General features: G+C 62.5%; 22 protein-coding genes. 9 read left to right on the forward strand and 13 right to left on the reverse strand.

Going from position 1 to position 25,534, the window contains the following annotated elements:
* Nucleotides 1-51: 51 nt before the first annotated feature.
* Nucleotides 52-702 (reverse strand): flagellar transcriptional regulator FlhC, encoded by a 651-nt coding sequence (gene flhC, locus OKW29_RS34895; RefSeq protein WP_429294135.1) that lies wholly within the window; start codon nt 700-702, stop codon nt 52-54.
* Nucleotides 702-1,022 carry a flagellar transcriptional regulator FlhD gene (gene flhD, locus OKW29_RS34900; protein ID WP_026225512.1) on the reverse strand — a complete coding sequence of 107 codons (321 nt, stop codon included), beginning with the start codon at nt 1,020-1,022 and terminating at the stop codon, nt 702-704. The genes flhC and flhD overlap by 1 nt, the downstream gene beginning before the upstream one ends.
* A 797-nt stretch (nt 1,023-1,819) precedes the next feature.
* Between flhD and OKW29_RS34905 the strand changes: the two genes are divergently transcribed.
* Nucleotides 1,820-2,884, forward strand: a complete 1,065-nt coding sequence (locus OKW29_RS34905; protein ID WP_090802471.1) for a glycosyltransferase family 4 protein — start codon at nt 1,820-1,822, stop codon at nt 2,882-2,884.
* A 299-nt stretch (nt 2,885-3,183) separates the two neighbouring features.
* Here the strand turns inward: OKW29_RS34905 and OKW29_RS34910 are convergent, their stop codons facing one another.
* A complete protein-coding gene (locus OKW29_RS34910) occupies nt 3,184-3,486 on the reverse strand; it encodes an H-NS family nucleoid-associated regulatory protein (RefSeq protein ID WP_013090908.1) in 303 nt (100 codons plus the stop codon).
* A gap of 287 nt (nt 3,487-3,773) precedes the next feature.
* Between OKW29_RS34910 and aqpZ the strand changes: the two genes are divergently transcribed.
* The 3 genes from aqpZ to OKW29_RS34925 all read left to right on the forward strand — a co-directional run bounded on the left by aqpZ (nt 3,774) and on the right by OKW29_RS34925 (nt 6,036).
* Nucleotides 3,774-4,514 carry an aquaporin Z gene (gene aqpZ / locus OKW29_RS34915; RefSeq protein ID WP_429294136.1) on the forward strand — a complete coding sequence of 247 codons (741 nt, stop codon included), beginning with the start codon at nt 3,774-3,776 and terminating at the stop codon, nt 4,512-4,514.
* Nucleotides 4,515-4,687: 173 nt separating this feature from the next.
* The gene (locus tag OKW29_RS34920; RefSeq protein ID WP_429294137.1) at nt 4,688-5,455 is read left to right on the forward strand and encodes a histidine phosphatase family protein; all 768 of its coding nucleotides are present in this window, start codon (nt 4,688-4,690) and stop codon (nt 5,453-5,455) included.
* A gap of 287 nt (nt 5,456-5,742) precedes the next feature.
* Nucleotides 5,743-6,036, forward strand: a complete 294-nt coding sequence (locus tag OKW29_RS34925) for a PXPV repeat protein (protein ID WP_184069793.1) — start codon at nt 5,743-5,745, stop codon at nt 6,034-6,036.
* Between the two features lie 101 nt (nt 6,037-6,137).
* On the opposite strand, the gene OKW29_RS34930 is transcribed toward OKW29_RS34925, so the two are convergent.
* Entirely contained in the window at nt 6,138-6,959 is an 822-nt protein-coding gene (locus OKW29_RS34930) for a Cof-type HAD-IIB family hydrolase (protein WP_187627417.1), read from the reverse strand.
* A 47-nt stretch (nt 6,960-7,006) separates the two neighbouring features.
* A complete protein-coding gene (locus tag OKW29_RS34935; protein WP_429294138.1) occupies nt 7,007-7,897 on the reverse strand; it encodes a BadF/BadG/BcrA/BcrD ATPase family protein in 891 nt (296 codons plus the stop codon).
* A 140-nt stretch (nt 7,898-8,037) separates the two neighbouring features.
* Between OKW29_RS34935 and OKW29_RS34940 the strand changes: the two genes are divergently transcribed.
* Nucleotides 8,038-8,634, forward strand: a complete 597-nt coding sequence (locus OKW29_RS34940; protein ID WP_187613887.1) for a DNA-3-methyladenine glycosylase I — start codon at nt 8,038-8,040, stop codon at nt 8,632-8,634.
* 162 nt (nt 8,635-8,796) lie between these two features.
* Entirely contained in the window at nt 8,797-9,222 is a 426-nt protein-coding gene (locus tag OKW29_RS34945; RefSeq protein ID WP_429294139.1) for a hypothetical protein, read from the forward strand.
* Nucleotides 9,223-9,322: 100 nt separating this feature from the next.
* On the opposite strand, the gene rpsU is transcribed toward OKW29_RS34945, so the two are convergent.
* Entirely contained in the window at nt 9,323-9,535 is a 213-nt protein-coding gene (gene rpsU, locus OKW29_RS34950) for a 30S ribosomal protein S21 (protein WP_006050883.1), read from the reverse strand.
* Between the two features lie 418 nt (nt 9,536-9,953).
* A complete protein-coding gene (locus tag OKW29_RS34955) occupies nt 9,954-10,895 on the reverse strand; it encodes an aldo/keto reductase (protein ID WP_429294140.1) in 942 nt (313 codons plus the stop codon).
* A 267-nt stretch (nt 10,896-11,162) separates the two neighbouring features.
* Here OKW29_RS34955 and OKW29_RS34960 point away from each other — a divergent pair, with 267 nt between their 5' ends.
* Nucleotides 11,163-11,387 carry a hypothetical protein gene (locus OKW29_RS34960; RefSeq protein ID WP_429294141.1) on the forward strand — a complete coding sequence of 75 codons (225 nt, stop codon included), beginning with the start codon at nt 11,163-11,165 and terminating at the stop codon, nt 11,385-11,387.
* A gap of 2 nt (nt 11,388-11,389) precedes the next feature.
* Here the strand turns inward: OKW29_RS34960 and OKW29_RS34965 are convergent, their stop codons facing one another.
* The 5 genes from OKW29_RS34965 to OKW29_RS34985 form a co-directional block, all read right to left on the reverse strand.
* Nucleotides 11,390-11,533 carry a hypothetical protein gene (locus OKW29_RS34965; protein WP_429294142.1) on the reverse strand — a complete coding sequence of 48 codons (144 nt, stop codon included), beginning with the start codon at nt 11,531-11,533 and terminating at the stop codon, nt 11,390-11,392.
* A gap of 625 nt (nt 11,534-12,158) precedes the next feature.
* Nucleotides 12,159-15,602, reverse strand: a complete 3,444-nt coding sequence (locus tag OKW29_RS34970; protein ID WP_429294143.1) for a tetratricopeptide repeat protein — start codon at nt 15,600-15,602, stop codon at nt 12,159-12,161.
* Nucleotides 15,603-15,813: 211 nt separating this feature from the next.
* Nucleotides 15,814-16,113 carry a flagellar protein FliT gene (locus OKW29_RS34975; RefSeq protein WP_184069809.1) on the reverse strand — a complete coding sequence of 100 codons (300 nt, stop codon included), beginning with the start codon at nt 16,111-16,113 and terminating at the stop codon, nt 15,814-15,816.
* A 19-nt stretch (nt 16,114-16,132) separates the two neighbouring features.
* A complete protein-coding gene (fliD, locus tag OKW29_RS34980; protein ID WP_429294144.1) occupies nt 16,133-17,740 on the reverse strand; it encodes a flagellar filament capping protein FliD in 1,608 nt (535 codons plus the stop codon).
* A 148-nt stretch (nt 17,741-17,888) separates the two neighbouring features.
* Entirely contained in the window at nt 17,889-19,307 is a 1,419-nt protein-coding gene (locus OKW29_RS34985) for a flagellin (protein ID WP_429294145.1), read from the reverse strand.
* A 415-nt stretch (nt 19,308-19,722) separates the two neighbouring features.
* On the opposite strand from OKW29_RS34985, the gene OKW29_RS34990 reads away from it, so the two are divergent.
* Nucleotides 19,723-21,855, forward strand: a complete 2,133-nt coding sequence (locus OKW29_RS34990) for a tetratricopeptide repeat protein (protein ID WP_429294146.1) — start codon at nt 19,723-19,725, stop codon at nt 21,853-21,855.
* Nucleotides 21,856-22,233: 378 nt separating this feature from the next.
* On the opposite strand, the gene OKW29_RS34995 is transcribed toward OKW29_RS34990, so the two are convergent.
* On the reverse strand, nt 22,234-23,292 hold the full coding sequence (locus OKW29_RS34995; protein ID WP_429294147.1) for a hypothetical protein: 1,059 nt from the start codon (nt 23,290-23,292) through the stop codon (nt 22,234-22,236).
* A gap of 386 nt (nt 23,293-23,678) precedes the next feature.
* Between OKW29_RS34995 and OKW29_RS35000 the strand changes: the two genes are divergently transcribed.
* Nucleotides 23,679-24,758, forward strand: a complete 1,080-nt coding sequence (locus tag OKW29_RS35000; RefSeq protein ID WP_429294148.1) for a replication initiator protein A — start codon at nt 23,679-23,681, stop codon at nt 24,756-24,758.
* The last annotated feature ends 776 nt before the right edge of the window (nt 24,759-25,534 follow it).

Below are 25,534 nucleotides of genomic sequence, written 5' to 3' on the forward strand. Positions count from 1 at the left end.
CGCTCGAGTCCGGTGTAAACCAGAGGCTTGCGCTGCCTCAACGCGTGCTGCTCAGACTTCGGCGGTGACGAGGGTATCGAGCGTGGGGGCGGGGCAGCGGGCCTCGTGAGCTCGCGCGTCGGTCACTTGCGGCACCTCGGCCGGGACTCCGGCGACGGCGATTTGCCGCTCGGCCCGCGTTTGCGCCGCCTTCTTCGTCTTGCCCGCGCGCGACGGCGGCTGACACAGCCCGCAAACGAACCCGTGCTGCGGATCGTGCGCGTGCGCGACGAAGTGGCCGCCGCAGCGGCGGCAGGCGCTCATCTGAAGCATGCCCGAGTCGAAGAAGCGCGCGAGCGTCCAGGCGCGCGTGAGACTGAGCACCGGCTCGTCGTCGTGCAACTGCACGTGCTCGAGATACAGCCGGTAGCTCTTCACGATCGATTCGATCGCGCGGCAGCCGCCGTGACCGGCCATGAAACGGTAGATGTTGTAGAACAGCGACGAATGAATGTTCGGCTGCCAGGTCATGAACCAGTGGGTCGAAAACGGCAGCATGCCCTTGGGCGGCGACACCCCGTTCAATTCCTTGTACAGCTTGACGAGCCGGTCGCGCGACAGGCTGGTTTCCGCCTCCAGCAATTGCAGACGCGCGCCCAGTTCGATCAGCTCGATCGCGAGGGTGATTTCCCGGACTTCGAGTACGACGCTCTTACTGGCCATCAGCCGATCTGCTCGACCGGCTGGCTCGCCATCAGGATCGCCGAATGAGCCTGCGCGATCGCGCTGGACTTGTCCTTGTCCGCGAGGGCGGACAGCACCGCGTGATCGTCGAAGCGGAAGCGGCACAGCATCTGGTTGGACGCCGCGAGCTTGACGGTCTGCGCCAACGACAGATTGGCGAGCACGTCGGCCAGCTGGTCCGAAATACCCATGCGGAACATGCCCATCGGCTTGTCTTCGCGCAGCAGACGCTGGGCGAGCAGCAGATAGGAAAGATTGACTTCCCTGATCTCACTGAGCATATGGCTAGTCGTGCTCATGATTTCCCCCGTTCGTATGCCGGCTGGTCAGGCCGATTTTTGCGGAAACGTTTGCTCGAACGCGCGCGCTGAATCCGCGCGAATCCGCTCGTCTCTGGTCTTGCAAGCATTGTCTCGAAAGGGGGCACAGCCGAAAATCGGAGAGACACCCCAGCTGGGTGACGGATTAATCCGTCATTTGTGTAGGAATTATTCCTACAACCCGGGTTGCGGCGAGGCACGAATTGGGCCGAATTGATGCGCGGGGCGGGACTGACGATGCGCGCTGGGAATTTATACGGCTGCGGCGTGTACCGGATGGTGAGTTTTCAGAACTTCACCGCCGCACCGTAAAACGGTGGAAAAGAATTATAAGACGTTTTCACCCGGCTGCAATCTGGCTCGGTTAGAAACCTTTCCCGGCTCATCCGACCCTCGGGTCCGCCGCTTGCTACGGTGCATTTCGCCTGTCGAGCTTGATTGAGTCGGTGGAATTACGCTTCCCGATTATGGGGACCAGTTGGCGACTCGACCCTGCGCGGCAGCTGTAACGGTCCATGTTTCGCGCTGTAACAACATTAAGCGTTTGAAAAATAACTCGAATTACCGCGGTCGATCCCGATAATGAAGGCTAAGGGATTACCCGATAGCTATTTCGGAGCCCCCTCGGGCGGGGCAAGCCGCGCCCAACCGTCCGGTTAGGCAGACGTACCACGCGCCATTCGGCCGTCGTGCGAAGCCCCGGTAAGTATCAAAAATCCGCATGGGATCCGGGTCGGCGCCACAGCGCTAACTCTGATCGACACAGGAGAAAACGCATGCGAATCGCACAAGTCGCGCCGCTCTACGAAGCTGTCCCACCGAAACTCTATGGCGGCACCGAACGTGTCGTGTCGTATCTGACCGAAGCGCTGGTCGAGCTCGGCCATGACGTCACGCTGTTCGCGAGCGGCGACTCAGTCACGTCCGCCAATCTCGAGGCATGCTGGCCGCGCGCGCTGCGCCTCGATCCGACGATTCGCGATGCATTGGCGCCGCACGTGCTGATGATGGAAAAGGTCCGCAAGATCGCGCACGAGTTCGACGTGCTGCACTTCCATCTCGACTACCTGCCGTTCCCCCTGTTCACGACGATGGACACGCCGTTCGTGACCACGCTGCACGGTCGTCTCGACCTGCCGGAATTACAGCCGGTGTTCGACGCGTTCTCGCATGTGCCGGTCGTGTCGATTTCGGATTCGCAGCGTCTGCCGCTGCAGCAGGCCAACTGGCTCAACACGATCTATCACGGTCTGCCGGACCAGTTGCTGACGCCGCAGCCGCACAAGAAGCCCGAATATCTCGCGTTCCTCGGCCGCATCTGCCCGGAAAAACGCGTCGATACAGCTATCAGGATCGCCGCGCAAAGCGGTCTGCCGCTGAAGATCGCCGCCAAGGTGGACAAGGTCGACATGGAGTACTTCAAGCGCGAGATCGAGCCGCTGCTGTCGATGGCGCATGTCGAGTTCGTCGGCGAGATCAACGAGGCGCAGAAACCCGAGTTTCTGTCGGGCGCGAAGGCGCTGCTGTTCCCGATCGACTGGTCCGAGCCGTTCGGCCTCGTGATGATCGAGTCGATGGCCTGCGGCACGCCGGTTATCGCGTTCAACCGCGGCTCCGTGCCTGAGGTGATCGACCACGGCGTGACCGGCTATATCGTCGAGGACGTGCAAGGCGCGGTAGCGGCTCTGCAGCGTCTCGACGAGCTGTCGCGCATCGAAATCCGCGCCCAGTTCGAACGCCGCTTCAGTTCGAAAACGATGGCGCAGAACTATATCGACGGCTATTCCGCCTTGATTGAAACGTCGCGGCGCCCGGTATTGCGCCAGGTCGCGGTCGGCTAGGCGCGCCTGAAAACGGCCGGCGCTTTTACGGCTGGCCGTTTTCGGCCCGCATTGAAGCGGCGCTGTGAACCTTCGCTTATAACGCCGCAATAGCGGCGAGTCCGGCATCGGAATCGTTTGCGCGAGCGAAAAACGAAGTCTTTTGGCTGCCGGACGCGAAAAAGCCGCCCTGTATGGGCGGCTTTTTTAATACAGGGATGGTTGCGCTTCCACGGTGGATTTGCGAGCGGCGAATAAGTCAAACAGCAAAGAAACCTTCAGACCGCCTTCACCCCGTCTCACATCAGGTCGGGCGGGCGTCACGCCGAGCCAATCAGAAATCGCTCGCGATTCTTGCCGACGATCCATTTGGGCGGCTTGCCGCGCCCGCTCCATGTATTGCCCGACTTCGGGTCCTGATATTTCGCTGGCAGCGGCGTCTTCTTGGGCGGGCGGCCGCGCTTGGCGGCGACCGCGAAACCGAGATCCTGCGCGGTCAGACCGTATTCGGCGATCTTTTGGCGGATGTCGGCGACGACATTGTCGATTTCCGTGCGTCGCGCTTCTTCTGCCTGTGCCTGCAATTTGGCAATCTGCGCCTTGAGGTCTGCATATTGAGACATTCGGTTCTCCCCTTTTCTAGAACTCATTCGACCGCAGACTAGCTGCAATTATAAAAATTCGCAATGGCGACTAATACCGGTTTAGCGAATTTTCCTCTGATAATTATTAAAGAGTGTGAATTGTAAAACCTGCGCTTTATCTCGCAATAGTTTATAAATTCTGTGCGGATTGACAATCTTTGACACCCGATTTGGCGCTGTCTGCCTAGAATTGCGCGCTCAAGGTACGTACTCGCCCTTTTCGATGCGTGCTTCTGAAGTCCCCATTCTTTTTAGGATCGCCAAACATGCAGTTGTCAAAGCGCCTCGTTGCCGAATTGCTCGGCACCTTCTGGCTCGTGCTCGGAGGCTGCGGCAGCGCGGTCCTCGCCGCCAACTTCGCCGGGCCGGTTCACGGATTGGGCATCGGCTTCGTCGGCGTGTCGCTGGCCTTCGGCCTGACCGTGCTGACGATGGCTTTTACGATTGGCCACATTTCGGGCTGCCACCTGAATCCGGCGGTGAGCGTCGGACTGGCCGTCGCCGGCCGATTTCCGGTGCGCGATCTTCTGCCCTATGTCGTCGCGCAGGTGGTCGGCGCGGTGCTCGGCGCATTCGTACTGTCGCTGATCGCGTCGGGCAAGCCTGGCTTCGACCTCGTCGCGAGCGGCTTCGCGACGAACGGTTACGGCGAGCAATCGCCGGGTCAGTACTCGCTCGCCGCTGCCTTCATTTGCGAAGTGGTCATGACTGGCTTCTTCCTGTTCGTGATTCTCGGCGCGACCGACCGCCGCGCGCCGGCCGGCTTCGCGCCCATCGCGATCGGCCTGTGCCTGACGCTGATCCATCTGGTCTCGATTCCTGTCACCAACACGTCGGTCAATCCGGCGCGCTCGACGGGCCCGGCGCTATTCGTCGGCGGCGTGGCGATCGATCAGCTGTGGCTGTTCTGGGTTGCGCCGATCATCGGTGCGGTGATCGCGGGTGTCGTCTATCCGCTGATCGCTGACGATCGCAGCAGCGATGCGCGCAGGCTGGCGCTCGACTGACGGCCAGTTCGACGCGCCGGTCTCGTGATCATCGCGTAGTGGGCATGAATGGGCGCCTCGGCGCCCATTATTCATTGCGCTCGCCACTGCGATATGAATGCCGCGCCGGCCGCGTGCCGGTGGGCACCGCTGCTAGAATCGGGCGACTTCCCAGTCTCACACAGGTGCTTTCGATGAACCGTTTCCGCGGATTCCTGCATGGCGTCGCACTGTCGCTCGGCGGCCTGTGCGCGAGCACGATGGCGTTGCCGGCCGCGTCCGCGACGACGAACATGGCGACCGTCGTTGCGACCGCGGTCCCCGTTGTTGCCGCGGCGGGCGGCAATATCGAAACCCTCGTATTCGTTCGACACGGCGAGAAACCCGCGCAGGGGTACGGCCAGCTAGACTGCCAGGGGCTCAACCGTGCGCTCGCGTTGCCGGCCGTGATCGCCGCCAAATTCGGCAAACCCGATGCGATCTACGCGCCCGACCCCGGCCAGCAAAAAGACGACGGCGGTCATCCGTACTATTACGTGCGCCCGCTCGCGACGATCGAACCGACCGCGATTCAATTCCAGATGCCGGTCCAAACACCGTACGGTTTTGCGCAGATCGACCAGCTCGGCAACGCGCTCGTCGACCCGGCCAATCGCGGCAAGCTGATCGTCGTTGCCTGGGAGCACAAGCTGATCGAGAAGCTGTTGCGGCAGATGTTGAGCACGCATGGCGGTCGCGCGGCCGACGTGCCGAAATGGCAAAGCGACGACTTCGACAGCATTTACATCGTCCGACTCGACTGGCAGAACGGCACGCCGCGCGCGAGCTTCAAACACGATCGCGAAGGGCTCGACGGGCGGGCAACCGATTGCCCTTGCGCGGCCTTGCCGGGAGTGTCGGCATCTTCGGCAGGGGCGGCCTCTTCCGCAACTTCGGCCGCTTCGGCGCCCGCGGCGGATTAATTGAGCAATACAGATGTAAGCCGTGTTTACGTGCGCCGGCGCGGCAAGCGGCGAGCGTGCGCGGCGAGCCGCCTGCCGGCTTGAATTGACCGGCCGCAAAGCCCCGTGGGGCGCGGCTGCAAGCGAAGTAAGGTGTTTGCGCGCAACGTCCGCGCGAGCGTTTTTCCTGGCTTCGATGACTTCGACGATGCTTGCAGTCCGTAACATCTGGTCGCAGTCCAGCCCGCCTCGAGTGCGTACATTGAGCCTGTGCGACAAACCTACGTCGCCTCACAGGAGAGACCAACATGAAACGCATCGTCACTCACTTGCTGGTTGCTGCCGGACTCGCGGCGGGCGCATGCGGTGTCGCGCAGGCGCATACGGATCTGAGCGTCGGCCTATCGCTCGGCGCCCCGGTTTATGCCGCGCCCGTGAGCGTCTACGCCGCGCCGGAGCCAGTGTATTACGGCGGCTGGGATCATCGCTACCCGCGTGGTGACTACTACCGCGACTATCACCGCGATGATCGCGGCTGGGGTCACGACAACCGTCGCTGGGGTCATGACAATCGAGGCGAGCACCGCGGCTGGCGGGATTGACGAGCGCAAGCGGAGCGCACGCTGCGCGCTTCGCGAGCAACTTTTGCGGCCCGCATCCACGCGAGTGGATGCGGGCCGCTTTCAATCGCAGTGACTGCGGTTCAAGATGCCAGTTCGTCGTTGAGCGCAAACAGTTTGCGCAGATGATGCGCAACGCCCGCCTCGAAATTGTTGCCGATGCGCGGCACATGCGGCAGGCGGGTGATCAGATCGGGATTGGCGTTGTTCATCATGAATGGATGGCCGGCCGTCTCGAGCAGATCGATATCGTTCATGTTGTCGCCGAACGCGACGCAGTGCGACGCGTCGACACCGAGACGCTCGAGCACGATCTGCAGGGCGCGCCCCTTCGACACATTCGCGGTCATCACTTCGAGACAATCCGGCAATGAATACGTCACGTACAGTCGTTCGCCGAAGTCGCGTTCCAGATTGGCGGCCACCTGCGCGAGATCGGCGGGGTCGCCGATATACAGCGCCTTGGCAATGTCGACGCCATCGTGCTTCGGCAGGTCGGTCACTTCGTACGTGAAGCCGGAATCCTGGTGAAATTCCAGCAGATGGGGCGCGTCGCGGTCGATGAGCCACGCCTCGTCTGCAAACAGACTGACGATCACTCGACCATGCGCGCCGACAATTTCGGGCTGCACGAGACGCTGGACGATCGCCGGCGGCAAATCGTCGGCGTGGATCACCGTGTTGTCAGGCGCGTGAATGCGCGCGCCGTTCGACGTGATCAGATACGGATTGATGCCGAGCAGATCGCGGATGCCCGCGACGTCGCAGTAATGCCGCCCGGTGGCGATCACGAACTGCAGCCCGTCGCTTTCGAGCTTGCGCACCGTGGCGACCGTGAACGGGTCTACCTGGTGATCGGCGTTGAGCAGTGTGCCGTCGAGATCCGTGGCGATGACTTTATACATGGTGAGTCCGGCGGCTGAACCGTCGAGGCAGCGTCAAAGCGGGTATTTTACAGGTCTCCTCGAGCCAGCCGCTGCGCCTCGCGCCGCGCCAGTTGCAAGCCGCCATGCGCCGAATCCGCCCGCGGCTCGCGCAGGCGCGCCTGATACGCCTGCGGCACGTACTCGCGCAACGGCGTACCGAGGCCTCCGCATAACGCGACCGGCAGCGCGCCCGCCGCGTCCAGCGCGGCGATCATCTTGCCGACTTCGACGCCGGCCTCGCCGAGCAGCCGCGCCGCGAACGGATGTGCGCGGTGTTCGATCGCGATCGGCGCGAGCCGCGCGTAGGCAGTCTGATTGGCCGTGCACAGCCACACGACGAGACTGTCGCGATCCCGCGCGCCGGTATGCGCGAGCAGCGCTTGCGTGAGATCGTCGACGGCAACGCGGCCATCCAGCGCCTGTTGCGCGTGCACGATCAGCCGGAGGCCGAGCCACGCGCCGCTCGCTTCGTCGCCCGATGGAAAGCCGTAGCCGCTGGCCATGCGGAATTCGCCGTCGCTCGCGAGCGAAGCCGCGACGCTGCCGGTGCCGAGTGCGACGATCACGCCGGGCGCGCCGTCGTGAGCGCCGAGCAGGGTCGTGTAGGCGTCGGTTTTGACGGCCAGTCCGGCGAGCCGCGGCGCCTGCTGGTGAAACTCGGCGAGCCAGTCGCGATTGTTGACGCCCGCCAGTCCGCAACCGAGCACGCAGCGCGACCAGTCCAGCGCGACTCCGGCTCGCTGGAACGCTTCGCCGCAGGCGGCCTGAATGGACTGCCATGCGCGCGGGATGCCGAGCCCAAGGCCCGATGGGCCGCTTGCCGCTTGCGCCAGATCGCGGCCCTGCGCGTCGCCGAGCACGACGCGCGTGCCGGTGCCGCCGCCGTCGACGCCGATCAGAAAGAAGTCGTGGTTCATCGAATCGAATCAGTTCCGTGGGTGAATAACGCTTAGCGTGGCAGGTCAGTTTGAATCGCGCAATTAGCCGATTGGCCAGCTTGCAGCGCACACCGCTTCCGCTATGCTGGCGAACGACATGACCACGCGGGGGCACGACAGTGACACAACGATGCAACTGGGTATCGAGCGAAGCGCTCGCACAGTACCACGACACCGAATGGGGTGTGCCCTCGCGCGACGACCAGCACCTGTTCGAGATGCTCGTGCTCGAAGGCGCGCAGGCCGGTTTGTCATGGTCGACGATCCTCAACAAGCGCATCGGCTACCGCCGTGCATTCGCCGACTTCGACATCGACAAGGTCGCGGCCTTCACGCCGAAGCGCGTGGATGCGCTCGTCGCCGATGAAAGCATCGTTCGACATCGCGGCAAAATCGAGGCGGCCATCCTGAACGCGCGCGCTGTGCAGCAGATTCAGGCCGAACATGGCTCGCTCGCGAACTTCGTGTGGTCATTCGTCGACGACACGCCGATTCAGAACGAATGGGCTTCGTATAAGCATGCACCTGCGTCGACGGAAGTATCGGACGCGCTAAGCAAGGCGCTCAAGCGCTACGGTTGCAAATTTGTCGGTTCGACGATCTGCTATGCATTCATGCAGGCGGTCGGCATGGTCAACGATCATGAGACGACCTGCATGTGTCGTGAGCGATGCGTGTCGCTGGGCAAGAAGGGGCGTGGTCGGAAGGCGAGGTGAGGCCACGGCGTCCGCGGGAGGCGCAAACGCGTGAATTGGCGCCCTTTCATGCTCGTAGTCGGCCCTTCGTCGGACGACGCACGGCGGATACTCGTCGCCATGCGCTCACGCGATGCGCGCTCAACAACAAATAACTACCGCCTCGGACGCGGGAGACCAACCATGAAAACACTTAGCTTCCTGACCCACCAGGACATTTACGATCAGTCCGTCACGCATCTGTTCGAACAGAAACGCGCTGCATTGCTACCGAGAGGCGGCGGCGCCTACCGCGGCTATTGCGGCGGCTGCCCGGTCGGCAACCTGATCAAGCCGCGCGATTACATGACCGCAATGGAAGGCGTGCCGGTGCGCTTCATCGGCAAGCCACTGGCCGAAGTGCCCGCTTACATGGATGTCGGCTTGGCCGCGCTGAAAAAAGCGCTGCTTCGCGCCCGCATCAACGTATACGACCCGGTGACCCTCGCTTTGCTCAGTTGCCTGCAAAACGTGCACGACGTGTTCGGCACATGGGAGTGGCACGACCGGCTGGGCTCGATCGCGCGCGAGTTCGGGCTGTCGGCCGAGCGGCTGAGGAGCGCGGCGTAACGGCTGCACGCAGGGGCAAAATCCGACGCCGTAAAAGCAAAACGGCGATGTGGCTTCTTTCGAAGCTCACACCGCCGTTCGGCGTATGTAAAAAGCGTGTTTAGTGCAGCTTTTTCGGCAGCATCTGGCTGCGCAGACGCTTGTGCAGGCGCTTAACAGCTGCTGCCTTCTTGCGCTTGCGAGCCGTGGTCGGCTTTTCGTACGACTGGCGTTCACGCAGTTCAGCGATCAGGCCATTCTTTTCGATTGCGCGACGAAAGCGGCGAATTGCCACTTCGAACGGCTCGTTTTCCTTCAGAAGAATCGTCGTCATGTAATTCCTAACTCAATCACTAGATACGGGTTTAATTGCATGGCGGTAACCGCTCAGGTCACCACTCACGCGCCGGCCCTCCGGTCGCTCCGATTCATGGCCAGTAACAGGCAAACGCGAGGCTGATAAACAACCCCGGCCAAACCACGAATGAAGCGAGAGGCAAAGCGGCCACGGAGGCCGGAAAAGAGAGGTGGGGAGTTCACCGCGGAACGCGGACAGACGTAATGCAAAAGCCGCGTCTGTTGCCGTTTCGCCAACCTTTCATCAACGAAGAACACTGACGAAACAGGCAAAGATCTCAATTCACTCCCGATCATATCAGGAAACTCCCCATCGTACCAGGGGTTTACCGATTGCGCCAGGCTTTTCCCTGGCGCGGATCGCCTTCGCGTTGGCGGCCGAGGTGTTCGCCTTATCAGGCGCTCGCTTCGTCCAGCTCACGAATATCGTCGGCGGCGAGGGACAGCTGGACGGCCGCGACCAGGCTCTTCAACTGCTGGACCGAGGTTGCGCTCGCAATAGGGGCCGTAACGCTCGGGCGCGCCATCAGCCATGCAAGCGCGATCGCGGCCGGCGTGCTGCCGTGCCGTTGCGCGACGCGGTCGAGCGCGCCGAGAATCCGCAAGCCGCGCCCGTTCAGGTATTTTTCGACCCGGCTCCCGCGCGCCTTGCCGGCCAGATCGGTCTCGCTGCGGTATTTGCCTGACAGGAACCCGCTCGCGAGGCTGTAGTAGACGACCACGCCGAGATGATTCGCGAGCGCCACCGGCTCGCTGTCGCTCTCGTATTGCGCGCGGTCGTACAGGTTGTATTCGGGCTGCAGCAACTGATACCCGGGCAGCCCGTGCTCGCGCGACACCGCGAGCGCTTCCTCGACGCGCGCGCCACTATAGTTAGACGCGCCGATCACGCGCACCTTGCCCGCCTCGATCAGCTTCTGATACGCACCGAGCGTTTCGGCGAGCGGCGTCGCGGTGTCGTCGTCGTGGGAGAAATAGACGTCGATGTAATCGGTTTGCAGGCGGCGCAGCGAGTCTTCGACCGCCGCCTGGATATTTGCGGCCGATAGCCCCTTGCGCTGCGGATGCTTCGACACCTTGGTCGCGAGCACGATCCGCTCGCGCTTGCCGCTCTGATGGAACCACTTGCCGAGGATCGTCTCCGACTCGCCGCCCTGGTTGCCGGGCACCCAGGCCGAGTAGACATCGGCGGTGTCGATGAAATTGAGTCCGGCTTCAACGAACGCGTCGAGGATCGAGAAAGAGGTGGCTTCATCGGCCGTCCAGCCGAATACGTTGCCGCCGAACATGAGCGGGGCGACCTGCAACGAGGAAGTGCCGATCCTGCGTAGTTCCATGATGGCTCCAGGTATGAGTGGGCGAACGCAATGCGGGAAAATGGCCGGGCAAACCCGGGACCGTTGAGCATACGCCGCCTTGCACTACGTTGCAGCCCCGGGCACGAAGGCTACGCCGCACGCCTCGCGCTTGAACGCGGTCGATGCGTGGCGCAAAAGATGGCGCAATAGTTTGCGCGCGTCTCAAGTTTATTCAGAACACCGCTGGCGTTCACGAATGCCGCCGGCGGCAGCGTCACGAACAACCGCGACGCGGGCACGCGCTACGTGCAGGTGTCGGTCCCGCGGCAGATCACGATCATCGACAACGGTCAGACGGTGTTCCAGAGCGTGCAGGCAGACGGCTCCGCCTACGTCGCCGCGGCCGGCTCGTCCAATCAGGGCACGGGCACGTTGGGCACGGTCACGCAACCAACCGGCGGCAGCAGACGTCAACGACAACCATTCGATCCAGTTCGCGACGGACACTACCACCGGTGCGATGATCTATAGGGTCAGGACAACTCGGCCAATACGACGACGCAAACGACCGGCACGTACACAGACGTCTCGGTAATTGTGGCCGGCTCCGTCTTGAGCGTCCCGATCTCGAGTACGCGCGACGCGTTCAGCGTGACGCCCGGCAATGCGAGCGCCAACAGGCAACACGCCTGCGGGTACGGCGGCGCTCGATAACGCGCTCACGACGGGCGAGGCGCGGCTCTCCAACTCGTACTCGAACGTGGTCACGATCCTGGCTTCGGTAGGCGGAGGCGTCGCAGAGAACCTTCTCGTCCGCGCAGAACCTGTCGCTCTTCCAATACATCAATCCCCGGTGTGGGCGAGAGGCTGGCACACGCCGCCAGGCACACCAGCCTCCCCGCAAGCGCAGCCGCACAGCGCATATTTTTCAAGCGCGCTCCCAAAGCGCCCGCTCAGCCCCTGGTCGTAGCGCCGCTGCCACGCACCCCAGCTCCTCGACACATGCTCGCGCTGCTCGATGCGCTGCCGCCGGAATTGCGCGTCGGTCTCGTTTGGCGGGGCAAGCCGCAACATCACAACGACGCAAACCGGGTCGTTGCCGGCGGTCGCGTTGCTCGCGCCGCTCTGGCGGAAGAGGTGGTCGAGCGGGTGCGGGAGAGGTTGGCTAGTTGGCCCTCATTGAGTGCACGCCCATGGCTACGGGATACCAGGCATTAGCACCGCCGATAGTCTGTCGCCTGAACTATCGCTCCACCCCGCGTGCCCGCAACAAAGCTTTAGTTGATCGACCAGGCGCAATGGTCACTTCAGGAACGTCGACCATGCCTGGTGTTTGCGGTAGTACTGATCCTCCGCAGCATCCAGTCCGTTGTCCTTGTACCAGGGCAGATGCCTGCACGTGTACCGTCCACCGAAACGCACCGCAGCCAGATGAGTTTCGCGACGGAAGTACCGCTTGTTGTAGACCGCAAAGGTCGTATCGATCGGCGCGCGAAAGATCGGGTCACCGTTGGCGCTCGCCGCGATCTGCTGTTGCCAGTAGCGTGCTTCCCAGTCGATCAGCCCATAGTTCTTCACGCCGTCCGACTGCATGAGGGAGAGTGCTTTCTCGTCCATCAGCGCGGGTTGCGAGATGTCGAGAGCAAAGCCGGCCTTGCCGATTTTCAAAGCTTCCGTGGCGTCTATCAGGTCGAACAGGAAAGTATCGGGCAACTCGGGATTCAGTTCGAGATCGGGATCGGTAATGCAGAAAATGTCCGGCAGCCGGTGATAGATGACGTCTGAAAGCGTGAACGCGCGCGGCCCGACATTGTGGTCGAGCCGTGCGACGCTCACCGTATCCTGGATGCTGGCGAGGTAGTCGAGCATACCGGGGGCGCTCGATGCGTTGTCCACGACGATGAGATTGCGCAATCCTCTGCCTTGGAGCTGCGACACCATCCGGCGCAGATATGTGACGTTGTTAAAGGTCGGGATCAGAACCGGCACGTTGGCGATCAGGGCGCCGACTGGATGCCGGTATTGCCGGCTATCCGCCCTGAGCGCTGCCAGCTCGCTCGCTGGCTCAGCCTGGTTGACCGGCGCGATGCGCTCAAGATCGCTCACGTATTGTGAGACTCGGCTCAGTTCCTGGCGGATGTTCCTGTCGTTCGGCAGCAGAGTATTGGCCTTGCGCAAAGGCTCCAGTGCCTCAAAGGATTTCCCTTGCTGCCGTAGCGACGTCGCCAGCATGTGCCATGCCTTGCCGATTTCTGGCAAGAGCGTGGTGAACTGGCGGGCTACAGCTTCGGCCTCGGCAAACTGCTGCTTGTCGAGCAGGAGCGTGAGCGTATCGACGAATTCACCGGCCAGCGCGGCGCGCTGCTCGGGCGACAGGCCTGCTGGGCCGTCCCCGGCGGTGTGCGCATTGCTGACATGCGCCAGAACCTCGAAATGCTCAGGCTCCAGTCCGTCGCACCACCGCTGCCACATGGTGCGAAACGCGCGCGAGGCGGCGTTGGAGATCGCGCCGGCGTCGATCAGGACCGACTGTCTGCAGTACTCGCGCAGCTCGCCGCGCACTACCGTGAGCGCTTCGGGGTCGGCGGCCAGCGCGGCGCACTTGCGCACGAACTCGTCCTTGTCCTGCGCAACGAAGGCTGAGGCGAGCCCGAGGTGCGAGAGCCACCCCGTGCTGCCGCGGCTCGCCATCGAAACGCCGGGCAGGGTCATGGTGGGCACGCCCATCCACAACGCTTGCATGGTCGTGGTCGAATTGCCGAAGGGCAACGTGTCGAGACAGACGTCGATCAGATTGTGCTGCTGCAGGTAAGTCGAGACATTCCCGCGCTGCAGAAAACTGATACGGCTCAAGTCGATCCCTTCGCTCGCGAACAGCCCGGTCAGCTTGTCCATCTGCTCCCGTGCCGTAATCGCACCGATGACCATGCGCGAATCCGGTACCTCGCGCAGCACGCGTGCCCAGAGCGCCACGACTTCAGGCCCGATCTTGACGATGCGGCTGAAGCTGCCGAACGTGATGAAGCCGTTTTTCAGGGCAGGTAACTCGTTGACGTCCGGCGCTTGCGGGTGTGGCTTGAACGGCGCGAGCGCCGGCAGGAACACGAGCTTTTCCGAGAACTGGCGCTCGAATTGTTCGAGCGGCGTGACAAAACGGTCCGACAGGTAATAGTCGACGGCATCCAGGCCCGTCGTGGCCGGATTGCCGATCCAGCTCGCCTGGACCGGCGCCGGCTTGTGCGCGAAGGCCACGAGCCGGTTGCGGCCGGTATGGCCGGACAGGTCGATGAGGATATCGATGCCGTCGTCGCGGATCTTCTGCACGACTGCGTCGTCGCTCATGCCGAAGATTTCGCTCCACGTCTGCGCATGCGCACGAATCTGCTCGGTGAAGCCGTCGGTCACCGCGTAGTTCGAATAGATGTGCAGTGACAGACTCGAATCGAGCGCCAGATGCTCTAGCACCGACAGGAAGAAATACGCAACCGGGTGACCGAGCAGATCGCCGGAAACAAAACCGACTCGCAGGCGCCGCGACGGATCGCGGTCATTGGTGTGCCGGGGCCGACGCGCACGCAGCGGCGCTTCGTGGCGCGCTGCAAACTCGCGGAACTCCGCGAATGCGCTGAGCGCATCGAGGTCCGGCTTGTGCATCAGGTTGAACAGCAGGTTGCTGTGGGTTATCGCCTGCATCGGTGCCAGTTTTAGCGCACGGCGGAAAGCGGTTTCGGCTTCGTCGTACAGACCATGCTTGAGTAGCGAGAGGGCAAACGCGTCGCACTCGATGGCGTCGTTCGGCGCCAGTTCCACGGCACGGCGGAGATGGACGATCCCCTCGGCGTACCGGCCCATCTCCTCTAAGGCGGTACCCAGGTTGCGATGTAGCGCGGCGCTTTCGGGATATTTTTCGAGCGCCTGCCGGCAATGCGCTTCGGCTTGCTGATACTGGCGCGTGGTAATCAGCCCGTCAGTCAGCATCGTCCGGGCGGCAATGAAGTTGGGCAGCAGGCGGGCGGCGTGCTCGGCTGCCTCGACGGACTCGTTGTAGCGGCCCGTGCGTTGCAGGACACGCCCAAGTTCGTACCAGCATTCGCCATGCGACGGATATTGATGCGTCAGGCGGCGGGACACATTCAGCGCCGCTTCGAATTTCCCGCTGTTGAAGAGATGCTGGAGCTGGCGCATCTCCTTGAGGCTTGCGCGGCGCGTATCGAGCTTCCCGCGCTCGTCCGTATCGGATGCCGCAGGGGGGCGCGAGTCGCTCCCGCTCGCATCAGCCTGGGGAGCGGGAGCGGTCGCAGCCTCGGGCTCCGGCGTGGCCGGGAGCGGCGCTTCTTCCCCATTGATGCGCTCGTGCAGCATCTGGACGGCCGCCTCGGGCAGGCCTTGATGCCGCGCGAGGTCGAGCACGATGCGCGCCGCCTCGGTCTGCTGGCTGGCGACGAGGGCGTTGATGTAGTAGACCCAGATCTGCCCATTTTTCGGCACCTGCCCGAGCGCCGCCTCGAAATGCGGCACTGCTTCGGAGGGTCGCCCCGTTTGCATGAGCAGCACGCCGAGGTGGTAGTGCGCGTCGGTGTGATCGCTCGCGGCCTCCAGGACGGAGGCATAGCGCGCGGCCGCCTCGTCATATTCCTGCAGGCGATGATGTTCGATCGCGCTCTGCATGGCGAGCGCGATGTCGTGATTCTGCTGCGATGCGGCGGCAGGTGTGGCGGTGCAGCCCGGAGAGAGGAAGGCGGTCATGACGAAGGCGCGCGTACGCGTCAAGAACTCGGAACGTTCGAATTATGGGCGGCGGCCAATTACGCCGATCGTCCGAGCTAGCGCCAAAACGGCCGCCAATTTGCCTTCGATGAACTCTCAGGGCAAACAAACGGAAAAGAAAAAGCCCGCACAACGCGGGCCAGAGTACGCCATTGCGCCGCGAAGGACGCAATGAACCGTTGCTCCTGCTTCAGTACCGCGCCATGCTCAAATACCGCCCGGCGTTGCGGCTCGCTTGCATGCTCGCCTGATACTCGGCGCCCAGCACCTGCTGCGCGGCCTGCGCGGCCTCGACGATGCGGCTGTCGATCTCGTGGATCTCCTTGAGCCGCACGATGACCTCCTGCGGCTGGGGCGCGCCGAGCGCCGTCAGGAGGGGCGAGCGCTCGTCCGCGAGCTGCGCGGCCCGCTCCCACTCGCCAACAGCGACCGCCAGTTCGAGGTCTTTCGTTATCTGCCAGATGCGCTCGATCGGGGCGACGTTCTGCATGGCTCGCTCCTCGTCGCGCTCAGCTCTTGTTCGTGGCGAGCGCGCCTGCGCTGTTGGTGCCACCGAACAGTTGCGTGAGGTATTGCGAGTTGTTGTTCATCGTTGCCATCAGTGAGTTGAGCGCTGTGAACTGCGCGGTATACATACTGGTGAGCTGAGCCTGCCACGCTGTAAGCGTCGTCTGCTGGTTCGAGAGGCTAGTCAGGTCGGCGTTGATCGCGTCCGTACGGTTTTGAATGATGCCGCCGGACGAGGTGTAGTTTGTGATGCTGTCGTCCAGTTGCGCGGCGATGCCGTTGGTCGAATTGAACAGCGAGGCTACAACCGACTGGTTGTTCTGCAACGCATTGCTGAGCGTCGTGTTGTCGACCGACAGCGTGCCGTCCGCCTGGAGCGTAATGCCGATCGCGGCAAGCGTCGTCTGCGAGGTGCCGCTGCCCACGCCGCCGCTCACGATCTTGGCAAGCTGGTTCTGGATCGTGCTCAACGTGGAATCGCCGATTAGCACGCCCTGCGACGTCGAGTTCGCGTTGTACGCCGTCAGCGCCCCCATCGTCGTGACGAGCGTGTTGTAGAGGCTGACGAAATTGTTGATCGCCGAGGACTCCGCGCTGGTGTTCTGCGCGATCGTGAGCGTCTGCGTGGTGCCGACCGCCGCTGCCGTGAGGTTCAGCGTCACGCCGGACACGGCCGTCGTCACGGAGTTCGAGGAGCTGGTTACGCCCACGCCGCCGAGCGTGAAGTACGCATCCTCGGCGGCCTGCGTCTGGGTCCAGCCTGTGCCGGTAATGGTCGACTGGCTGGGGTTGTAGGTCTCCGGGTTGCCGTTGCTATCGAGAACCGGCTTGCCACTGCTATCCAGAACTTGAGCGGTGAGGTCGCTCGCGCTGGAGATCGCCTTGCCGTTGGTGGTCGTCACCGCGAGCTTGTTCAGGGCGTCGGTCGAGCTCGAATCGTTGATTGCGATGCTGATGCCGCTCGACGCGCCGGTCGAGGTCGATTGCAGCACGAGATGCGCGCCGTCCGCGCCGGTCACCACGGTCGCGACCACGCCGGGATTGTCGTTGGCCGAATTGATCGCCGATGCAATGCCGGCAATCGTGCTGTTCGAGCTATTCAGGGAAATCGTGCTGGTCTTGCCGTTGACCGTCAGGGCCATCGTGGCCGCGCCGGAAGCCAGGTTTTTGGTCGAGCTGTAGCCCGCCGAGGTGAGCACTTGCGACGTGGCGACCTGCGCCACATTGAGCGAGTACGAACCTGCCACCGCGCCCGTGCTGGCCGTGGCGGTAACGCCGCTGCCGCTCAAGGTGGACGAGAACGAGTTGAGCGTCGCACCGTCGCTGAGCGGCTCGGCGCCGGCCTGCAACGCGGACAGTGCCGCGGAGAGCGTGCCGTAGGCCGAGATCAGCGTGTTGTCCGCAGTCTGCTCGGCAGCGATGGTCGCGGACTGGCCGGCAGTCTTCGAGTTGACGAGCGCGGTGACGAGCGAACTAGTGTCCATCGACGAATTGGTCGAGCCGCTAATGATCGACTGGGCGGCTGCCTGCTCCGTGGCGTTGGCGCTTGCGGTCGTGGTGGCGACTGCACTCGCGATCGCGCTGGTGGTGGATCCGGTTACGGTGGACATGAGGAGGCTCCGTGCGTCGGCAATGCCGGTTAAAGCGATTTAACAAGCGGGGTAACGCGGGAAAAGACAATCGGGAGGCAAGCCTCCCGACGGGTTTGCGTCCGGCGCGCATCGAGCCGCGCGCCGGCTGCCTGCAGCGGGAAGCGCCTTACTGGAGGAGCTTCAGGATCTGCTGCGGCTGCGAGTTCGCTTGTGCCAGCACCGAGATACCGGCTTGTTGCAGAACCTGTGCCTTGCTCAGGTTAGCCGTTTCTTCTGCGAAGTTGGCGTCCTGGATCGACGATTGTGCGGTCGACAGGTCGGTCGACTGAGCTTGCTGCGTCGTGCCGATTGCGCTGAAGCGGTTTTGTGCCGCGCCGAGCGTTGCTTGCAGGTTGTTGACAGCGCTCAGCGCGTTGTCGATGGTCAGCATTGCTGCCGAAGCGCCGTCCTTGGTCGAGATGTCGATCTGCGAAACCGTGTTCGACTGGCTCAGCTTGTCGATGGTCGCGCCCATTGCGTCTGTAGTCTTGCCCGCAGCATCGAGATTCGGGTTATCGCCGGCCGCTTGACTCGCGGTCGCGATAGCGCCCGTTACCGCTTCGACTTCGGTCGCCATAGTCGCACCGGTGTCGCCAGTCAGCGTGGTGTTGCCGTTGCTGTCCGTACCAACAGTACCGCTGGTGAAGACTGCGCTAGCAACAGCGTTAGTCAAGGCCTTACCGTTCTGGTCCGTGAGCGTGAAGCCGCCCTTACCGTCGGCAATCACGTTGATCTGCGAGACAGTAGCGTTCTCGCTGCCGTTCGTATTAAGCGTCCACGTCTGCGAAGCATCACCTGCTGCAGCCGGAAGCGCGGCGCCACCGGTCACTTCGCCCCCGGGGGCATTCGCGAAGGCCGTGATCGTCGAAGCATCGGTGATGGCGTTACCGTTTTGGTCCGTGTACGAGACCGAATTCGTAGCGTTGTCCCACGAAGCCGTGACCGACGTGATACCCGCAGCCGCAGCCGCAGCGCCGTTGCTGTCCAGCGAGACCGAGAACGAGCCGAGCGTGTTGCCCGCTGCCGGAACGCCGCCGCCAATCGAAGCAGCGGACATCGACTGCGAGAGATTCAGCGAGATCGACTGACCGACGTTTGCGCCGACCTGGAACGACACGTTGCCCAACGAGCCGTCGAGGACGTTCATGCCGTTGTACGTCGTTTGCGACGCGATACGGTTGATTTCCGAGACTTGCTGGTTCACTTCCTGTTGAAGTGCAGCACGGTCGTTGTCGGTCATCGAACCGTTAGCTGCTTGCGTAGCAAGCTGGCGGATACGCTGGAGCGACGAAGTCAGCGACGACAGACCCGACGATGCCGTTTGCACCATCGAAGTACCATCGTTCGAATTCGACACACCCTGGTTCAGACCGTTGATCTGGGTCTGCATGATGTTCGAGATCGCAAGACCTGCTGCGTCGTCTGCTGCGCTGTTGATGCGCTTGCCCGACGACAGACGCGTGATCGCTTGCGACAGTGCGCTACCCGAGCCGGTCAGGTTTTGTTGCGCGATGAGCGAGTTGGTGTTGGTGTTGATTCCGAGCATTGAGATTCTCCTGATGGGGCTATCGGCCCAGTAACGGCAGCGGGTTCGTTGGCCTGCCGCCTTGTTTGTGATTACGACCCCACCTGGAAAAACTTTAGCTGCCTTGTTGATGCAACCCTCTGGGCTGACGCCCTTGCCTCGCCCGCGTGCAGTGGGGAGGCGCTTTTTCAAGATGGGGGACGCCAGGCTTCGTCCTTCGGCGGCTTAAGGCTCGCAGGCGTCGAAGCCACTTCGCGTCGCAATGCTGATTGGGCATCCGATCGCCCTTGATCTGCACCCGGCCTTACGGCTTCGAAAGACAAAGCCCGCGCAGCACGTCATCGGTCGAATTGAACCGAGCTGCCAGCTCAATTCGGGCCGCCACCGCGCGTGCGCATGCCTTAAGCTGCGAATCCACCGCCCCTCTACGACGACCGTGACCGCTACGAGCCCACTTGCCCCCACGCGCCAGCACATTCTGAGCGAAGCCACTGCCCTCAGCGCCACCGGGCAGTTCGCCGACGCACTGGCGCTGCTTGCACCGCTCGTCGGCGCGAAGGCCACCCCCGAGGACGCGGAGCACGCCGATGCGCTCAACCTCGCGGCCATGTGCGCCACGGGTGTGGGCCAGCCCGCGCAGGCGCAAGCTCTATGGTTGCGCTGCATTCAAGCGAAGCCGGATTTCGCCGACGCGTATCTGGGGCTCGGAGCGATGCTCGCGACCCTCAATCAGCTTGCCGAAGCGGAAGCGGTTTACGGGCGGCTTGCCGCGATACGCCCCGATGACGCCGACGTCCACAGCAATCGCGGGATCGTGCTGCACCGTCTCGGACGGCACGACGCGGCCAAGGCCGCGTACCGCGTGGCGCTCGCACTTCGCCCGGACCACGTCGACGCGAACTACAACCTCGGCATCGTGCTTCATGAACAGCGCCGCCTCGACGAAGCGGAGGCGGCCTATCGCACAGCGCTCGCCGTGAATCCGCAATTTGCCAAGGCGAACAACAACCTCGGCAATCTGTTGCGCGATCGCGGCCGGATCGAAGAGGCTGAAGAAGCGTATCGGCAGGCGCTGCTCGCGCACCCGCAATATCCCGAGGCACTGAACAACCTGGGGGCGCTTTACAGGGCGCTCGGCCGGCTCCGGGAAGCCGAGTTGGCTTGCCGCCTCGCGCTTCAGATCCGCCCCGCCTACGCGGACGCGCTCAACAATCTCGGCTGTGTGCTCACCGAACTCAAGCGCCTGCCCGAGGCGGAGAGCGCCTACCGGCAGACGCTCGCGTTGCGCCCCGCCTTCGCCGAGGCGCACTACAACCTCGGCTGCGTCCTGCACGCACTGGACCAACTGGTCGATGCCGAATGCGCGTATCGCGAGGCGCTTCGGCTCGCGCCGAACCGCGTCGAAGCGGCCAATAACCTGGGTTGCACGCTGCTTGCGCAAGCGCGCCTGCCCGAGGCTCTCGCGGCGTTTCGCCACGCGCTCACGTTGCGCGCCGACATCGCCGAAACACACTTCAACATCGGCAGCATCGTGAAAGAGCTCGGCGACCCGGAGCAAGCCGAAGCCGCCTACCGCCGCGCGCTCGCGCTGCGCCCCGACTACGGCGACGCGAAGTTCCGTCTCGCCACGCTGCTCATCGGCATGGGCCGCTTCGAAGAAGGCTTTCTCCTCTACGAATGCCGCTACGAGATGGCTGGGTTCGCGCATCACGCCACGCAGTCGATGCTGAGGTGTCCGCGCTGGCGAGGCGAGCCGCTCGCCGGCAAATCACTCCTCGTTTGGCAGGAGGATGGACTCGGCGACATGCTGCAGTTCGGGCGTTATCTGCGTCTGTTGAAGGCTCAGGGCGCCGCGCACGTCGCGTTTGCCTGTATGGCACCGCTACAACGCCTGTTCGCCGATGTCGATGGAGTCGACGCGGTGCTCAGTCATGACGAAGCCTCGGCGCGCGCCGGCGATTTCGATTGCTGGATCAGCGCGCTCAGCGCACCGCTGTATCTGGGCACGACGCTCGACACGATTCCGCCTCCCCTGTGCATCACCCTGGCCCCGTCGCGCGTCGAGCATTGGCGCGCGCGCCTTGCCGTGCTGGGCGCGGGACACCGGGTGGGTCTCGTCTGGAAGGGCAACCCGAAACACCACAACGACGTGCACCGTTCGCTACCGTTGCTCAACACACTGGCGCCGCTCTGGAGCCTGCCGGGCGTGAAGTTCGTGAGCCTGCAAAAGGGCGCGGGGGAAGACGAAGCGCTGTCATTCCCTGCGAGCCTCCCGATCCTGCCTCTCGGCGCAGATCTCGAAGACTTCACCGACACGGCTGCGGTCATCTCGCAACTCGATCTGCTGATCTGTGTGGACACTTCGACAGCGCATCTGGCAGCCTCGCTCGGCAAACCATGCTGGGTGCTCTTGCCGGCACGCGACGTGGACTGGCGGTGGATGCACGGCCGTGACGACTCGCCGTGGTATCCCAATACGGTTCGCCTGTTCAGGCGAGGGCTGGATGAACCGTGGCCCGCAGTCGCGGAGCGCGTGCGACAGGCCTGCGCTGCGTGGTTCGGCGCGTGATATCAACGCGGAGGCTGGGCTGAAGTCAGGCTGGTCGCACATGTTGTGAAACGCCACGGGCAGCGATTATGGGCACGCAAAGCACGAGCAGCATCAAGGCATCGAGCGGGCGAACCAGGAGGTGTCGCAGATGGGCCACACGGGTGCGAGAGAACTGCAGCTAGCGGTCGGCTAACTGTATTTTCACTGTAGCGGGGAAATCGATGAAGTAGCGAAACCGCTGAAAGCCTTATCCCCGGCTGGGATCGAACCAGCAACCCCTGCCTTCGGAGGGAAAAATCGCCCAAGTGCACACAAGGCCATGTGCATCTAACTTTATGATTCTACAAGATTTTGAATCGATTTTCCTCTCGTCAGCTCATCTTGCATTCGTTCAGATTAGTGACGCGCTCCGCCACTTTTCCGCCGGCTCGCCCGATCAATCAGCGCCGTGGCCTCCGCCTCCGACTGTGCAATTCGTGCCTTCCTGTTGGCTGCCCACGCACTTAAGTCGTCGCCGTACCACTCGGTCTCCCATCCTTCGGCATCAACCTGCCTGACAATGATCTCTGGGCCGCCACGGCTAGATTCAAGTTTGGCCTGCACCAAACGCTTGTGATACGGGCTATATGGCATGTCGCTTTCTGTAACGAGGATTAGGCTGTCCAGAAACTCCAGGCTGTTCAATGCATCGTAGTTATCCCAATAATCAAGGTCTACGCCGACAACCCAAGGCGGACAGCCTGCAGAATACTCACCGTCATCACCATCGCACCAGTGCCACAAAAATTGCTCCATCGTCCCTGCAGGATTGGCCATCCGAAACCAGTCATTCCATTCACTGCGCTCAAGCACACGACTTCCCAGCCCCTCGATTTTGTCGATCCAGCCATCAAACGAAGCCCGACGCTCTGCCGGCGTTGCATTCGCCCATTTTTTGCGCCTGCCATTCCTTGACCAAGGAACGTCGCCCTGGCGAACATTATTGCGGCCGGCGGTAAAAATCTTACAGGCCTCGTGCCGGTTGTTTAGCAGGGCCTTGATTTGGTCTCGCTCCCTTTTCTCCGCCGCTGCCTCTTCGGCCTCGTTCGGGTCAAGTCCAATTTGGATTTGGACGGATTCGACAAGTTGCCCGAGGCCCAATTCAAAGATGAACTGATCAGTTAGTCTGCCGCGCCCCTTATCGTAGCCCTTGCCTGCTATCTGGGCGAATTCCCAGTCCTCCACGCCACCAGGCTCCTTTTCCTCATGCTTGCCGGTCTTCTTGTTCCAACGCTTGCGTGTCGCTTGACGACACATCTCTGTCAACTTCCCCGCTGAAAGCCCAAGCTTAGCTTCGACGTTCGCCCGCGTTTCCTTGATCTCTCCCTGCGAGCGGAGCTCGGCATCCAGATAGATGGCCAAAGCTTTTCTTCGCGCTCGTTCCTCTGCCTCAATACCCGCGCTTCGCCCGGTCATCGGGAACCCCCCTTGATACGCCATTTTCAATGAGCGCTTTGCGCCCGAACATTTGAAATCAGACTACCTGATTCATATGGAGCGCGCAAATGCCTATCGAGGAAATTGGTTTAGCTAGCGATTTCAGGGTGATTTTCGGACAGTTGGACCCGAGCGCGCTAATTTCGCCCAGAGAGTTCGCCTGCCTCTTAGGCATTACGCCCGGGGCGTTCTACCAAAGGAACATGCTGGGGGAGTTTCCACGACCGGCCATGAGTCGGAACCGGTACGTGCGCTGGCGAGCTGCTGACGTAAGGGCCTGGCTGAACGACCTCAATGCGGCAGCTCCGCGTCGCGGTCGCCGACGCAAGTCGGATGCGCAATAAACACGGTGTCAAGAGGCGCTCGTGGAGCGAGATGAAGACCTACTGCTTCTTCCGGTGACGGCTGTGGAGGCATCGGTAGTTGCTGACGCACGGTCGCGCGGGAAGCCTGTGGCCGATGCTTGGCGTCGCTTCCCCCGCGGGCTCGCAATAGCGGCGGCGGTCGAGGTCGCGCCGCGCGAAGCAAACGCGCATGCCGCTCGGAATGAGAACAAAGGCATAGCGCAAGGGATCCCAAAGGGGCACCTAATTCCCGACCGTCACGAACAGCACGATTTTTTCGTGGCCGACATCTTGGATGCCGCACCGAAGGACGACTTGATGAGTATGGAGCATCCGATGTTTGCACTGAAGGCCGGCGACAAGCGTGTGCGAATCTATGAGCGCAACGGCGTGACCGTGAAAGTCAAGCCGGGGCCCGACGGCTGCGCCACCATCCACGACAAAGATATCTGGATTTACTGCATCAGCCAGCTAGTGGAGGCTCTTAACCGTGGGCGTGAGGGTGCAGGTCCTGAATTACGTTTTACAGCCCACGCGTTCTTTGTGGCGACGAATCGGCGCACCGATGGTGACAGTTACGCTCGCATGGGCGACGCCTTAGCGAGGCTTAAGGGTACGGTCATCGAGACCAATATTAAGACGGCCGACATGCGCGAACGTGGGGGCTTTGGCCTGATTGAAAAGTGGAGGGTAATCGAGCGAGCCAATGATGGGCGCATGGTAGCGGTCGAAGTAAAGCTTCCGGACTGGCTGTGGCGCTCGGTCAAGAGCATGCAGGTTAAGACGCTCAGCCGTGGTTACTTTCGCCTGCGTAAGCCGTTGGACAGACGTATCTATGAGCTGGTCCGCAAACACGGCGGCTCGCAAGCCAAGTGGCGCGTGACCCTTGCGGTGCTGCATGAGAAGAGCGGAAGTACCGACACATTGCGCAAATTCCGAGCCTCCATCAAGACGCTGGCAAAGTCCGATGAACTGCCCGATTACCGCGTGACGTTCGATACCGCGAGCGACACGGTGACGTTCTATGCCCGCGCCCAGAAGGGTGCAAAGACCCAGATTACTGACCTCCTGGCTGGACTGAGCAAGGACAAACGTCCGTGAAACCACGTGTCTCCTTCCTTGTGGAAAAGTCCGCGGCGTCTGTGGATAGACACGTGGTTTCACAGACGCCTCCCCTGTGGATTGACACGTTGTTTTACGGACACTCCGAACCGTGGTTTCACGGACGCAGATACCTCGCAAAGCCTGATGTGGCGAGGGTTCCAGAAACCGTAACGCGCGCGCGCGGTTAACCAAAACCTTTTTAAACCTTAACGTCTTCCGATGAACAAAGGCTCGAGCTATCAACGCGCTCCGGAAAAGGAAGGGCACAAACCGCCTATCGCGGCTTGGTTGCCCCACGCAAAATCAAACGACTCCGGCCTGTCCGGATCGCCTGCCCTACGAACGGTCGGCGCTCTCCCACCGCCCTGCGGGCGGTGGTTCCCGTGCGCCTCGATCCGGGTGCGACGGCGCGCGCGAACCGTGGTCAGCAATCGACGGCTTGAGCTTGCAGGAAAGGGGCTTGTAGTCGATTGGCTCTCTCACTTTTGGGCAAGCGTCGCCGGCGCGCGTCAGGCCCGGAGGGCAACGCTCGCGGGGAGCCGGTGGGCGGCTGTGGAACGCCGGCCAGCGCGCCGGCGCTGTCCACGCCCCTGTGGGGTGGGCAGCACAGCCGTCCACGGGCGGGCGCGGGACCGACGATCACATCGGCACATCGACGGTTCGAGCGCCGAAACCTTCCATTGCCGAAACCGGACGATGGCGGTTGCCAGTCCCTCGTTCGGTCCCTGCTCGTTGGTGATTTCACTCCGGCAGGTATCGAGTCGGACTCTTGT

Source organism: Paraburkholderia sp. CI3 (assembly GCF_050436505.1).
In the GTDB taxonomy this organism is placed as follows: domain Bacteria; phylum Pseudomonadota; class Gammaproteobacteria; order Burkholderiales; family Burkholderiaceae; genus Paraburkholderia; species Paraburkholderia tuberum.